This is a genomic window from Nocardiopsis sp. NPDC006198, from assembly GCF_040613895.1.
GTDB classification, from domain to species: Bacteria; Actinomycetota; Actinomycetes; order Streptosporangiales; family Streptosporangiaceae; genus Nocardiopsis; species Nocardiopsis tropica.
Genome location: NZ_JBEXSY010000080.1, coordinates 1 through 11,889, shown reverse-complemented (window position 1 = coordinate 11,889; position 11,889 = coordinate 1). Strand labels below are relative to the sequence as shown.

At 66.9% G+C, this 11,889-nt stretch carries 13 protein-coding genes, 1 pseudogene and 3 CRISPR repeat arrays; of the genes and pseudogenes, 9 read left to right on the top strand and 5 right to left on the bottom strand.

The features are described from left to right. Window positions 1–29: 29 nt before the first annotated feature. Window positions 30–363: direct repeats of the CRISPR family, unit length 29 nt; unit sequence CTGCTCCCCGCGCACGCGGGGATGGACCC. A gap of 114 nt (window positions 364–477) precedes the next feature. The 6 genes from ABZ234_RS30640 to ABZ234_RS30615 all read left to right on the top strand — a co-directional run bounded on the left by ABZ234_RS30640 (window position 478) and on the right by ABZ234_RS30615 (window position 4,602). Continuing rightward, window positions 478–711, top strand: a complete 234-nt coding sequence (locus tag ABZ234_RS30640) for a hypothetical protein (RefSeq protein ID WP_355014328.1) — start codon at window positions 478–480, stop codon at window positions 709–711. Continuing rightward, the gene (locus ABZ234_RS30635; RefSeq protein WP_355014342.1) at window positions 708–1,253 is read left to right on the top strand and encodes a DUF6879 family protein; all 546 of its coding nucleotides are present in this window, start codon (window positions 708–710) and stop codon (window positions 1,251–1,253) included. The genes ABZ234_RS30640 and ABZ234_RS30635 overlap by 4 nt, the downstream gene beginning before the upstream one ends. Further along, window positions 1,207–2,091 (top strand): helix-turn-helix transcriptional regulator, encoded by an 885-nt coding sequence (locus ABZ234_RS30630; RefSeq protein ID WP_355014327.1) that lies wholly within the window; start codon window positions 1,207–1,209, stop codon window positions 2,089–2,091. Before ABZ234_RS30635 ends, ABZ234_RS30630 begins: the two co-directional genes overlap by 47 nt. A gap of 123 nt (window positions 2,092–2,214) precedes the next feature. Beyond that, the gene (locus ABZ234_RS30625; RefSeq protein WP_355014326.1) at window positions 2,215–3,369 is read left to right on the top strand and encodes a hypothetical protein; all 1,155 of its coding nucleotides are present in this window, start codon (window positions 2,215–2,217) and stop codon (window positions 3,367–3,369) included. Beyond that, the gene (locus ABZ234_RS30620; protein WP_355014325.1) at window positions 3,366–3,944 is read left to right on the top strand and encodes an exonuclease domain-containing protein; all 579 of its coding nucleotides are present in this window, start codon (window positions 3,366–3,368) and stop codon (window positions 3,942–3,944) included. The genes ABZ234_RS30625 and ABZ234_RS30620 overlap by 4 nt, the downstream gene beginning before the upstream one ends. Then, entirely contained in the window at window positions 3,922–4,602 is a 681-nt protein-coding gene (locus ABZ234_RS30615; RefSeq protein ID WP_355014324.1) for an aldo/keto reductase, read from the top strand. Before ABZ234_RS30620 ends, ABZ234_RS30615 begins: the two co-directional genes overlap by 23 nt. Here the strand turns inward: ABZ234_RS30615 and ABZ234_RS30610 are convergent. Beyond that, window positions 4,565–5,392, bottom strand: coding sequence for a prolyl oligopeptidase family serine peptidase (locus ABZ234_RS30610; RefSeq protein WP_355014323.1), 828 nt, complete (start codon window positions 5,390–5,392; stop codon window positions 4,565–4,567). The genes ABZ234_RS30615 and ABZ234_RS30610 overlap by 38 nt on opposite strands. Window positions 5,393–5,523: 131 nt before the next feature. On the opposite strand from ABZ234_RS30610, the gene ABZ234_RS30605 reads away from it, so the two are divergent. After that, window positions 5,524–5,679 carry a hypothetical protein gene (locus tag ABZ234_RS30605; RefSeq protein WP_355014322.1) on the top strand — a complete coding sequence of 52 codons (156 nt, stop codon included), beginning with the start codon at window positions 5,524–5,526 and terminating at the stop codon, window positions 5,677–5,679. A gap of 200 nt (window positions 5,680–5,879) precedes the next feature. Further along, window positions 5,880–6,949: a CRISPR direct-repeat array (repeat unit 29 nt; unit sequence CTGCTCCCCGCGCACGCGGGGATGGACCC). Between the two features lie 30 nt (window positions 6,950–6,979). On the opposite strand, the gene ABZ234_RS30600 is transcribed toward ABZ234_RS30605, so the two are convergent. Beyond that, entirely contained in the window at window positions 6,980–7,861 is an 882-nt protein-coding gene (locus ABZ234_RS30600; protein ID WP_355014321.1) for an AraC family transcriptional regulator, read from the bottom strand. A 464-nt stretch (window positions 7,862–8,325) separates the two neighbouring features. Next, a CRISPR array of direct repeats spans window positions 8,326–8,980; the repeat unit is 29 nt; unit sequence CTGCTCCCCGCACGCGCGGGGATGACCCC. A gap of 24 nt (window positions 8,981–9,004) precedes the next feature. Continuing rightward, window positions 9,005–9,970 carry a YafY family protein gene (locus tag ABZ234_RS30595; RefSeq protein ID WP_355014320.1) on the bottom strand — a complete coding sequence of 322 codons (966 nt, stop codon included), beginning with the start codon at window positions 9,968–9,970 and terminating at the stop codon, window positions 9,005–9,007. A 63-nt stretch (window positions 9,971–10,033) separates the two neighbouring features. Here ABZ234_RS30595 and ABZ234_RS30590 point away from each other — a divergent pair, with 63 nt between their 5' ends. Further along, entirely contained in the window at window positions 10,034–10,420 is a 387-nt protein-coding gene (locus tag ABZ234_RS30590) for a VOC family protein (protein ID WP_355014319.1), read from the top strand. A 339-nt stretch (window positions 10,421–10,759) separates the two neighbouring features. After that, window positions 10,760–10,933 (top strand): hypothetical protein, encoded by a 174-nt coding sequence (locus ABZ234_RS30585; protein ID WP_355014318.1) that lies wholly within the window; start codon window positions 10,760–10,762, stop codon window positions 10,931–10,933. A 150-nt stretch (window positions 10,934–11,083) separates the two neighbouring features. On the opposite strand, the gene ABZ234_RS30580 is transcribed toward ABZ234_RS30585, so the two are convergent. Together ABZ234_RS30580 and ABZ234_RS30575 are read right to left on the bottom strand one after the other, a co-directional pair. Continuing rightward, window positions 11,084–11,365: a hypothetical protein gene (locus ABZ234_RS30580; protein ID WP_355014317.1), complete on the bottom strand. Its 282-nt coding sequence runs from the start codon at window positions 11,363–11,365 to the stop codon at window positions 11,084–11,086. A gap of 186 nt (window positions 11,366–11,551) precedes the next feature. Next, a pseudogene (locus tag ABZ234_RS30575) lies at window positions 11,552–11,725 on the bottom strand (BldC family transcriptional regulator); the annotation flags it as partial. Between the last annotated feature and the right edge of the window lie 164 nt (window positions 11,726–11,889).

Genomic DNA, 11,889 nt, shown 5'->3' with positions numbered 1-11,889 from the left:
GTGCAGATCGGGTACGCGCTGCTGTTCTACTGCTCCCCGCGCACGCGGGGATGGACCCGTCCCGGTGATGGGCGGCCAGCTGGTCACCCCCTGCTCCCCGCGCACGCGGGGATGGACCCCAGCGCGGATGGACCGTGGCCGAACTCGCCCGCTGCTCCCCGCGCACGCGGGGATGGACCCGGCGGGTCGGCCAGCGGATGACGCGGAGAGCACTGCTCCCCGCGCACGCGGGGATGGACCCGACGAGTTCCCCGACGACCTGGGGGCCGCCCTCTGCTCCCCGCGCACGCGGGGATGGACCCCACCTCATCGCGGTGTCCGAAGACCTGACGAACTGCTCCCCGCGCACGCGGGGATGGTCCCGCTTCGGTGATGGTGGCGGTGTGGTCGGTCACCTGCTGCTCTTGACCGCAGTAGTCCGGGACGCGACGATAGTCGAGCAATGTTCAGCAAATTGCTAGCAAGGAGGCCGCCCCCATGCGCGCGAAGTTCCTCGGCAAAGACCCTGAGTCTCAGGAGGGCCAGTCGCCTACCCTGTTCGCCACGGACAGGACGGACCGTGTTACCTACATCGCCCAAGGCTGGAAGGTAACCGACCCCCAGGTGCTCGCCGACGTCGGTCCTGTACCGGAACACGAGACGCTGATCGAGATCCCGGAAGATGTCCTCAAGTTCTACGCCCGTCGCTACCAGGAGGAGGAAGGACACTGACCCGGTTCATCGAGCCTGGCCCCGAGTTTGGCCAGCTCTTCCGCACGTTCGAGCACACCGCCTTCCGGTTGGAGACCCGCGACGAGTACGTGTCTACCAACGAGTCGGAAGCTCTGCGCCAGTTCGTCGCAGGTGAGCCGGTAGACATGGCTTGGTTCGATAACTGGCTGGGCATGATCCGGCAGGCGACCAAGGAAGGGCGTCGCTTCAGTCGTGTCCGGGTGGTGTCAACTCCCCTCACGGGCTACAGCCGCTTCGGAGTCTTCTGTTCCGAGCACACCAACGCTGCGGGCGAGGACATCCGCTATCTCGTGCGCGGCGATGCCGCAGACCTACCCGACTACGACTACTGGTTGTTCGACTCGTCCAAGCTGGTTCGGATGCACTTCGATGACGAGGAGAACTTCCTTGGCGGCGAGGTCATTGATGACCCGGCCGTCATCGTGAAGCACAACTACTGGCGCGACGCTGCCTGGCACAAGGCGGTACGACGGGATGAATTTGCCGCAGAGCAGGGCAGCTGGCGTGTCGAACGTCCATGAGGCACGCACAGCGCTAGGAAACCGACTCCGCGGGCTCCGTAAACAAGCCGGTCTATCCGGCAGGGAGCTCGCGGAGTCGTTGTCATGGCAAGCTTCAAAGATTTCGAAGATCGAGAATGGCAAGCAGACACCAAGTGATCAGGACGTCCTAGACTGGACGCGGGCGACCAACAGCGAGTCCGAGGTAGAAGACCTCCTCGCCTCTCTCCACACTCTCGAAATTCAGCATGCCGAGTGGCAGCGGCAGCTTAGGACCGGCCTCAGGCCGCACCAGAACGAGATCGCAGAACTCAACGCACGCACCCGTTTGTTCCGCGTGTTCGAGTCAACTTATATCCCCGGTCTACTTCAGACGGCTGGCTACGCTAGGTCCCGCTTCGCACAGAGCATCACGGTCTTCAAGATTCGCAACGACATCAACGAGGCCGTACAAGCCCGCATGCAGCGTCAGGACATCCTCTACCGTCCTGACAAGCGGTTCCACTTCGTCATCACCGAAGCCGCTCTGCGCTACCGCCTCTGTCCTCCAGAGGTCATGCTCGCCCAACTTGATCGGCTCGTTTCAATGTCGGCGCTGCCAAACGTGCGCCTCGGCATCATCGGATTCGAGACGGCCTACGTGGTAGCACCGGCTCATGGTTTCTGGCTCCTGGACGATGAGCGCGTCATGGTTGAGACGTTCTCCGCTGAACTCAATCTTGCTCAGCCACAGGAGACGGGCCTTTACAGCAGGGTCTTCGAGTCGCTGGCAGGCGTCGCTAGTTACGGCCGGTCAGCTCGCGCGATCATCACGCGAGTTATTGACGATCTTTCGCCCGAACTCCCCGAGAATGGCTAGGACTTGCTCGGACTCGTGACCCTATGAATGTCGCGATCAATTCGGAGCAAGTTACTGGTTGCCAGCGTGTCCGACTGCTTACTCTCCAGGGACGACCTCCGCCGACCATTGGAGAAGAGCCGCGTGACGACCTTCGTTCCTTTGCTCACCAAGGACCAGATCACTCGCCTCCCTGAACGCGCTCGCGAAGTTGTCGAGTACCGCAAGAGCGGCCTCAGCCTCAACCACGTGCAGGGCTGCTCGTTGGGCTGCGCTTACTGCATCCGGCACACGTACGGGCTGTGGGACGAGAACCAGCCTCGCGCCCTCATGGCGGACGCTCAGGCCGTCGAGGAGTTGGTGAACCACCGCTACTTCACTCCGCACGTGACGCCGGTTCAGATCTTTAACCGCGCGACCGAGCCGTTCCTGCCGAAGGTCCGGCCTCACACCTTCGCCGTGCTCGAAGACCTGGACGCGCGGGAGCTGACGAACCACGTGCTCGTCATCACCAGGCACCAGCTCAAGCCCGACGACATCGACCGGCTGAACCAGCTCCACAACCTCAAGGTGACGCTGCTCTTCACCTACTCCGGCATCGACAACAAGGACATCGAGCCCTACCCTTCGCACGTCGCCGCTGAGTCCCTGAAGCTCATGAGCACGCCGACGCGACGGAAGTACCGAACGATCCTCTACTGGCGTCCGCTGGTACCGGGTCTCAACGACACGGACGAGCACCTGGCCGTCGCGCATGAATTGAGCAAGCACGCCGACGCCACGGTTTTTACCGGTCTGTTCTACCGCGACCAGATCGCGGAGTACTACAAGGCCAACAAGTTGCCCGAGCCCTACGAGGACACCGCACGCCGGAAGATCGTGCCCGAGACACTTGAGCGTCGGGTCCTGGACGCCTTCTCGAACTCGTCGGCGTTGTTCCGCAAGACTTCCTGTGCGGTGTCCTACGCCCATGGCCTGCCGGACTACAACGGACACTACGGCATCCGCGAACTCTGCGACATCTGCCCGCTGAGCCAGCTCGAACTGTGCGCGGGCGCGCACCGAGTACCGACCTCCGATCAGCTACACGATGTCGCCCGCGTGTTGCCCGAGGCTGGTGACCTGAAGGTCGTAGACACCAATGACAGGGCGGCCGTCGTGTCCGGCCTGGCCGCTGAGCAGCCTCGGTACTTCCTTCAGCACGCGCTCGGCTTCCAGGTCCACGACGAGCGTCACCCGCACCACGCCAACCGGCATGGTCGCGCTGACCTTGGATGGAAGGACCAAACGTGCAAATGACTGACTGGAAGAGCCTCAGCTACGTCGTCGTAGATGTTGAGGGCAACGGCCAGCAACCGCCGGACTTGGTAGAGCTGGCCGCGGTGCCGATCGTCGACGGGATCATCGGAGAGCCGGCGAGCTGGTTGGTTCGCCCGGACCAACCGATCGCCCCGATGGCGAAGCGGATTCACGGCATCGGCAACGACGACGTTGCCGAGAAACCGGTGTTCGAGGACGTCGTGGTCGACGTGCTACACGCGCTGTCTCACCCCGCCCTGATCGCCCACAACGCGCACGTTGATGTCGGCGTGCTTCAGCGCAAGATGACCGGCTGGAAGCCCCTGGAGATCTTCGACACGCTCAAGCTCGCTCGGCGCCTGCTGCCTGGCCGCAAGAGGTACAAGCTCGGCTCGCTGGTTGAGGAATTCGAGCTTGATCACGGCCTGGACGACGAAGACCAACCGCATCGGGCTAAGTACGACGCCATCGTGACAGCAAGGCTGTTCGTTCATCTCGCAGGCCGGCGGAGCCTCGAAGAACTCAGGAATCGGCCGCCAGGGGGTAGCTCCGATGACGAACCCGCTCTTTTCTAGCTCGAACCGCATCGGCTTCGGCTCCATGCAGCTCACCGGCCCTGGCTATTGGGCCGCACCGGACAACCCGGAACAGTCCATGCAGGTACTTCGTGATGCGGTCGACGCGGGCGTGACACACATAGACACTGTCGACGCCTACGGCCCGTTCACCGCAGAGAAGTACATTCGCAAGGCGTTGCATCCTTATCGCGACGACTTGGTCATTGCCACCAAGGGCGGTCTCACTCGTCAAGGTCCCGACCGGTGGGCACCATGTGGGCGACCTTGCCATGTGAAGCTTCACACTGTTCCCCGCGCACGCGGGGATGGACCCGTGGGCGAACTCGTCGCCACGATGGACATCCGCTGCCCCCGCGCACGCGGGGATGGATCCAGCCGCCGGAACGAGTGCGACTTCGCGAGGCCGTGCTCCCCGCGCACGCGGGGATGGACCCACCTCGATCTCGGGGAGGGGCCGGTGTGCTCCTGTCTCCCCGCACACGCGGGGATGGACCCAGGACCGCCCCGGAGCCGTTGTCTCAAGAGCCTGCCCGCGCGAAGCGTTCCGTTTGCGCAGCATCAAAGCGCCTCAAGACAGGGGAGCACCACCGGCCCTGAGGACGCTTACATTCCGCTGCTCACTGCGTCGCGAACCGCCGGGCGAACCACTGGGTAAGGACCCCGTCCACCGCCGCCGTCGCGGGCAACTGCGGGCTCGGTTCCAACCCAGGCTCATCGGCCAGCGAGTGAGCCAAGCCCGGCACAGTCGCCAGCTCGATCTCATCCGGACGCGCGTACCGCCCACGAAGTGTCTTGACCAGGGAGAAAGCATCTTCGCGCAGCGCTGGGTGGTCGCGCTCGCCGCTGACCAGCAGCAGCGGGGGCTCTCCGCTCAGCTCTCCAGCGCGGCCGACGAAATCCAGATCGTCGGCCGCCCTGCGGGATTCGGCGGTCCAACCGTAGGGCTGGCCGAGCCCGGTCGCGAGAAGTTCGACGGCCGGGCTCACCCGCACAGCCGGATTGACGAGCGCGACCGCCCCGATCGGTGCCGGCGGGGCTGTGAGCACTTGCAGAGCCACCGCCCCGCCAAGCGATGCACCGAGGATGCCGATCGGCTGGTCGTCGACCGGTAGCTGACGGCGCAGCTCGGCCAGCGCGGCCGGGAACTCCTCTACGGCCTGGCGGACAATCGGACCGAGGTACGCCAGCAGTATGTCTTCGCGAGCGAGTTCGATATGTCTGTCGAGACGGCCGTCGACCATACGCGGACCGCACAGCGGCATACCCAGGTGGACCCGCCAGGAAGGAACACCGGCCATGGGCAGTGCCGCTGCGAAGGCTGCGTCCGTGCGGGGCGCGTCCAGCATGTGCCAGGTCACGATCAACGGCGCGCGGTCGTTGCCCGTCCCCGACGGCGGGAGGGCTGTGAACGGCACGCCTGCGGCTGTACCGGTGATCGCATCCATACACACTCCTACGGCTTTCGGGGGTACGTCGCCAACCGTAGGGGAGCTCTACCGGGCGCGGACGCCCTTTCTGCTGCGGGCAGACCTCCGGTCCCCGACCACGGGTCGAGATGCGTGGACAAGCAGGCCCGATGGGTCGGCCCCAAGCCGTCTGCGCCGCTGCCGTCGTGCTCCTCGCGCAGGCGGGGATGGCTCTACCGCTGATCGCCAGCCCGGACCTGGACCTGGGGCTCTTCGGGCGCGAGGGGGCGGTCGAGACGATGGGCGCGCTACTGTGGCCCTGCTGAATTCCCCTGTCCGTGCTTCGGGACTGTCCGGCTTTTTCAAGCCGGGGCCGTAGAGGTTCCATGGGGTGGTTCGTCTGTTGGAGGAAAATATGCTTCATTGCGAACAAGAATCTCTAAAGTCCCCTATGTTCTCCGTGTCGGTTTTTCGAGAAGTTGGAAAATCGGCCGCTTTCCACTGGTAAGTTCGCTGGTCGTTCGCTCTGCTCCCCGCGCACGCGGGGATGGACCCGGCTGGACCCACACCCGCATCACCAAGCGGATCTGCTCCCCGCGCACGCGGGGATGGACCCGCTCAGGCTGCCGATGCTGTCCAGCAGCTGCGCTGCTCCCCGCGCACGCGGGGATGGACCCACAGCATGAGGACCCAGACCCCCACCCTGCGCCTGCTCCCCGCGCACGCGGGGATGGACCCCGGCCTGGATCCGGTGATCGCGGCGCACGTGGCTGCTCCCCGCGCACGCGGGGATGGACCCGCCGCGAACTTCGGGACGGCGGCATCCTCCCTCTGCTCCCCGCGCACGCGGGGATGGACCCGCGTTGAGCGGGGCGGTCGCCCAGTCCTTGACCTGCTCCCCGCGCACGCGGGGATGGACCTGCGGCACCGCGGCTGGTGGATCCGCTGGCGAACTGCTCCCCGCGCACGCGGGGATGGACCCACTGGGGTCTAACAACACGCAGCAACCAACAACAGCTGCTCCCCGCGCACGCGGGGATGGACCCGCGCCCAAGGGCGAGGGCAACAAGGCCCTGTACTGCTCCCCGCGCACGCGGGGATGGACCCGGCTCCAACGCCTCCCGCCCCGCCTTGCCCAGCTGCTCCCCGCGCACGCGGGGATGGACCCGCGCCCAAGGGCGAGGGCAACAAGGCCCTGTACTGCTCCCCGCGCACGCGGGGATGGACCCCTAATCGCTGACAACAGCGCATTCTCGGTCGACTGCTCCCCGCGCACGCGGGGATGGACCCGGCTCCAACGCCTCCCGCCCCGCCTTGCCCAGCTGCTCCCCGCGCACGCGGGGATGGACCCGGGCCCGGTCGCGCTGGGGGAGCTTCTTGTCGCTGCTCCCCGCGCACGCGGGGATGGACCCGACCTGGCGGGACTGGAGCCGCCACAGGTCGACTGCTCCCCGCGCACGCGGGGATGGTCCCTGGGTGCCGTACTCGGTGATGGCCTGGAGGAAGCTGTTCCCCGCGCACGCGGGGATGGTCCCTGGGCGTGCGCCATGGCCTGGCGGGGGGCAGCCTGCTCCCCGCACACGCGGGGATGGGTCTGCGGGGAGCCTTGTCAGCGGCGGGGCATGATCATTCCGGTACCGGAGCCTGCTTCTCGACGGGCAGCCACAAGTGGCCCGTGCCGAGGTCGGGCTCTTCCTCGTGTTCGACGGACACCAGCGCCGGGCCGGGGGCGGTGCGGTAGGTGGGGTGGGCCGGGAACCACTCGGTGTAGACCGCACGCCACAGCGCTTGCAGCCCGTGGGGGAAATCCACCCGCTCGAAGGGGAACACCGCCCAGGTACCCGCAGGAACTTCCAGGCGCTCCATGCCCTCAGGCGTGGGGGCGATGGTGGCCGCGGCGACGTAGTAGTCGATCTCCTCGATGGAGTCCCCGTTGTCGCCCGGGGACACCGTCACCGACAGCGCACCGCGGGGTTCCTGGTCGCTGAGCGCGTCGAGCTGTTCCCAGGTGGCGTCATCGACCGCTTCGGTGAAGGCGACCATGTCGGGGTTGGTGCCTTCGGCGACGTGGGGAATCCGCTGTCTCAGCCCGACCAGGGCGAAGGCGTCTTTGTCGAGAATGCGGTAGCGCATCGTGGTGCTCCCTTCGATGGTGAGGTGGAAGGCCAGGCGAGACTGGGAGACCAGCGCGGCCCCGGTGCGCCGGGCCTGGCCGGGGGTGATGCCGTGGACGGAGCGAAAGGCTCGGTTGAACGCCTCGGCCGAGGAGTATCCGTGGCCGACGGCGATATCGAGCAGTGTCCTGCGGCCTTCCAACACCTCGGCTCCGGCCAGGGTGAGCCGGCGCCGTCGCACGTACTCCGACAGCGGCATCCCCGCCAGGGCGGCGAACATCCGGCGCAGGTGGTGTTCAGAGGTCAGCGCGGTGCGCGCCATCGCCGCCACGTCCACCGGGCGGCCGGGGTCCTCCTCGACGTGCTTCAGGGCCTTGTTCAACCGGTCCAGCATCGCTTCCCCCTTCGTTCACCAGCGACGTTAACGAGCGTGAACGGTGCGGTTCCCGATAGTTGCCGTGCGCCTTCGATCAAGCCAGGACTCACGTGATCGAAGGCGTACGGCAGCGTCGGGTGCGTCCACGGCGAAGTTTCCAGGGTGACCCGGCGGCCCGTACGGCGCGGTCGGTGCCAACTGCCCCCGCAGTGCTGGCCGTGGATGTTTCCCGAGCGCGCGGGGTGGGCCGCGGAGGTGGGCGCGCTAGTGTGGCCCTGCCGCATCTCCCTGTTCGTGCTGCGCGACTGTCAGACTTTTCCTAGCGGGGACCGAAGAGGTTTCCTGGGAGCGGTTCGTTTGTTGGAGGAGAATGTGTCTGCTTGCGTCCTGGGGCCGTCGGCAACCGTTATGTCCTCGGTGTCGGTTTTTCGAGAAGTTGGAAAATCGACTGCTTGTCACTGGTAAGTTCGCAGGTCGTTCGCTCTGCTCCCCGCACGCGCGGGGATGACCCCTGGTGGCGCCCCCGTATGCGGACCTGGCCGATCTGCTCCCCGCACGCGCGGGGATGACCCCACCGGAATACGCGCCCCTCCCCACCGTCCTTTCTGCTCCCCGCACGCGCGGGGATGACCCCACCAACATCACGATCGAGGCGGATCTCGCCGAGGACACCCTCGACAACTGCTCCCCGCACGCGCGGGGATGACCCCGGGGCGCCGATGCACGGCGGTCGGCTGGTGGACTGCTCCCCGCACGCGCGGGGATGACCCCCTCGCCCCCAGCGGCGTCGCCCCGATCGCGGGCTGCTCCCCGCACGCGCGGGGATGACCCCGAATTCCTCGGCGGTGAACGTGGCGGGCTTGCCTGCTCCCCGCACGCGCGGGGATGACCCCGCAGTCACGCGCAGTGCTGCTGTGGCTGGACTCTGCTCCCCGCACGCGCGGGGATGACCCCCAGTACAGCGTCACGGTCCAGGTCTACCCGGACTGCTCCCCGCACGCGCGGGGATGACCCCACCGGGTGCTTCCAGCCCTTCGCCTGGCTGTCCTGCTCCCCGCACGCGCGGGGATGACCCCGCCGGCGCGTCCCACTTCCTGGAGCACCTGCTCTGCTCCTCGCACGCGCGGGGATAGACCGAGGGCGTTCAGCGGCGCACGCAGCTCAGGGAAGCCGCCCGTCCATGTTGTCCTCGACCAGCTCGCGAGCGCGGCGAACCAGGGCTTCCCGCACCTCGTCCGGCGCCAGAACACGCAGCGGAGTGGCCAGGCCGAGCAGGTACCCGGCGAGGCCGTTCGCGTCGGGCCCACCGATTTCGACGACGGTGGCTTCGGGGCCCTCCGGACTGTGGGTGCCAATCGCCGGCGGAATCAGCCGGAGCGCCTGTTCCATCGGCAGCGGGAGGCGGATTCTCACATAGAGCGGATACCTACCGCCCGCCAGTGAATCGGAGACGAGCAGCGCCGGGTCCGGCGGATCGACGAGTTCCACCGCGTGCCCCGTGGGCCGTATCCGCTCGACCCTGTCGGCGCGGAACGTCCGCCACTCGTTGCGAGCCGCGTCGCGGGCGACGAAGTACCAGTGGCGTCCCGTGTGCACCAGGCGATAGGGATCGGCGTCCCGGTCCGTCGCCCGCCCCTCTCGGTCACGGTAGGACAAGCGGACACGTTCACCCCTGCGGCAGGCGGCGACCAGTTCCAGCAGCATGTCCGGCGCGATCTGTGGCCGACCGGGCCTGGTCGTGTGCACGAAGGCCGAGTCCATTTCACCGAGTCGGCTCGCGACCCGCGGCGGCAGGGCCTGGCGCAGCTTCAACAGGGCTGACAACGCGGCCTGGTCGCTACCGAGAACACCGCTGAGCGCGGCCTCGCGCAGCCCGACGGCGACGGCCAGCGCCTCCTCGTTGTCGAGGACCAGCGGTGGTATCCGAGCACCGCTGCCGAGACTGTAACCGCCCCACGGTCCGGGATCGGACTCGATTCCGTAGCCGAGTTCCCTGAGCCTGGCGACGTCGCGCCGAACCGTGCGCTCGGTGACCGCCATGCGTTCGGCCAGTTCGCGGCAGGTCCACGACGGTTGTGCGGACAGCAGGGAAAGCAGATGGAGGAGACGGGCGGATGTGCTGATCACGTCCTGAAGTCTCTCCCACGACCAGGACCGAACCTGTCCTGGTCGCGTTCTAACGTGCTGCCCATGAGCACTGAAACCACGCCGCTGCCCTCGATGCGCTACGCGGCCGTCACCTTCGACTGCCCCGACCCCGCCGAACTGGCCCGCTTCTACGGCAAAGCCCTCGACCTGCCCGTGGCCTACTCCAGCGACGACTTCATCCTGCTCGGCCGGGAGGGGGCGCCTGGGCTGGGCTTTTCGCGGCTGCCGGGTTACCAACGGCCCACCTGGCCGGACCCCGACCGGGAGAAGCGGGCGCACATCGAGCTGGGCGTCGACGATCTGGACGCCGCCCAGGCGGGGCTCCTGGCCCTGGGCGCGACCGAACCTCCGAGTCAGCCCGAGCCCGATCGGTGGAGGGTTCTGCTCGACCCCGCTGGACATCCTTTCTGTATCTCCACCCTGGTTTGAATGCCGTTCACCCTCCATGGAGTCCGGAAAAGGGACCAGGCCAAAGAGCCATAGGGCACATCAGGTGTGCAGGAGGTCAGTCGGAGCCCACTTGGGACCGGATAAGGTTCGGCATGAAGGCGACCGGAGAAGAATGTCCTTTATCCTGACTCTATGGGACTAAGATCTTTTATGTCCTCGGTGTCGGTTTCTTGAGAAGTTGGAAAATCGGCTGCTTGCCGCTGGTAAGTTCGCTGGTGATCTGCGTGCTCCCCGCGCACGCGGGGATGGACCCGGCCGCCCCGGTCCCGCTTGTAAACCTCTACGCCAGCACAGCACCGACAAGAGAGGATGGAGGGCATGCCGACCAGGGAACACGCACTCGTCACCATCACCCTGCTCAGCCTCGTTGCTCTGGTCATCGCCACGATCATGAACGGACTCATGTGGGCGACTACCCTCCTTTGGGTGGCGTGGGTGGGGACCGCGCTCGTCACGACTCAAGCCGCTATCAGGGGTCGCGGCGAGAAGTAGGGCACGCCTGGTGCCCCGCTCCGCCTGTGGGACTCGTGCCACCATCCGTGCTCCCCGCGCACGCGGGGATGGCCCTTAAAAGTAGAGGTCGTACTCGTAGTTCTGGCCCTGCTTCTCGCGCACTTGGGGATGGACCCGCGCGGGCTCGGTTCAGGGGGCCATGCGGCGGCACCATTGGCGGATGGCCACCCCCAGGTAGGCGGTGTCCTGGGCCTCGACCCGTCTGCGGGCGGCTTCCAACCGGGCCTGGGCAGCGTCGAACTGCTGCTGGGCGGCGATCTGTTCCAGGCGTGCCAGACCGGCGGCGGCGTCCGCGGCGGACCGTTCCCGTTCCTGCATGGCTCGGGATGCGAGGCGTTCGGCGTGCTCGGTGTAGCGGGGCACGAGCGGGGTCCCGTCGCTGGCGTAAGGGGGCCTGGACCTGGCGGTCACCGGTTTCCTCCTTTCTGCGCTTGTGGCTCGTCGGGCGGGTCAGGGCTGCGGTGTGGACTTCCCGGCGCGGAGGGTTTCGATGAGGGTCGCGACGTGTCCGGCGTCGCCCATCGCCCCGGTTTCCAGGGCCAGGGTGTGGACCTCTTCCAGGGCGCGGACGACCTCGGTGCTGCCCGTTCCGGCGTTCAGGACGCGGGTGATCTGCGACCGGGGGTAGCGGCGGTGTCCGCCGAGGGTTTTGACGGAGGCGAGGCGGCCGTCCTTCTCCCAGCGGGTGACGGTTTTGGGGTCGACGCGGAAGAGGCGGGCGACTTCTGCGGGGGTGAGCAGGGCGTCGGCGTTCTCGACCAGGTCGGGCAGGGGTGCGGTGGGCACGGTGGTTCTCCGTCAGCGTGTGTTGTCGGTTGTCGGTTGTCGGACGTCGGGCGTGTGTGGGTGGTTGATGGTGGGTGGGGGGTCGGGTCCGGTCCGGGGAAGTACGACCGGACAGATAGGAAGAGCACACGTCAGAAAAACAGTCACAT

Coding starts and splice junctions, on each gene's coding strand:
- ABZ234_RS30640 (WP_355014328.1), top strand. CDS start 478: ATGCGCGCGAAGTTCCTCGGCAAAGACCCTGAGTCTCAGGAGGGCCAG.
- ABZ234_RS30630 (WP_355014327.1), top strand. CDS start 1,207: ATGAATTTGCCGCAGAGCAGGGCAGCTGGCGTGTCGAACGTCCATGAG.
- ABZ234_RS30620 (WP_355014325.1), top strand. CDS start 3,366: ATGACTGACTGGAAGAGCCTCAGCTACGTCGTCGTAGATGTTGAGGGC.
- ABZ234_RS30615 (WP_355014324.1), top strand. CDS start 3,922: ATGACGAACCCGCTCTTTTCTAGCTCGAACCGCATCGGCTTCGGCTCC.
- ABZ234_RS30610 (WP_355014323.1), bottom strand. CDS start 5,392: ATGGATGCGATCACCGGTACAGCCGCAGGCGTGCCGTTCACAGCCCTC.
- ABZ234_RS30605 (WP_355014322.1), top strand. CDS start 5,524: ATGGGTCGGCCCCAAGCCGTCTGCGCCGCTGCCGTCGTGCTCCTCGCG.
- ABZ234_RS30600 (WP_355014321.1), bottom strand. CDS start 7,861: ATGCTGGACCGGTTGAACAAGGCCCTGAAGCACGTCGAGGAGGACCCC.
- ABZ234_RS30590 (WP_355014319.1), top strand. CDS start 10,034: ATGAGCACTGAAACCACGCCGCTGCCCTCGATGCGCTACGCGGCCGTC.
- ABZ234_RS30585 (WP_355014318.1), top strand. CDS start 10,760: ATGCCGACCAGGGAACACGCACTCGTCACCATCACCCTGCTCAGCCTC.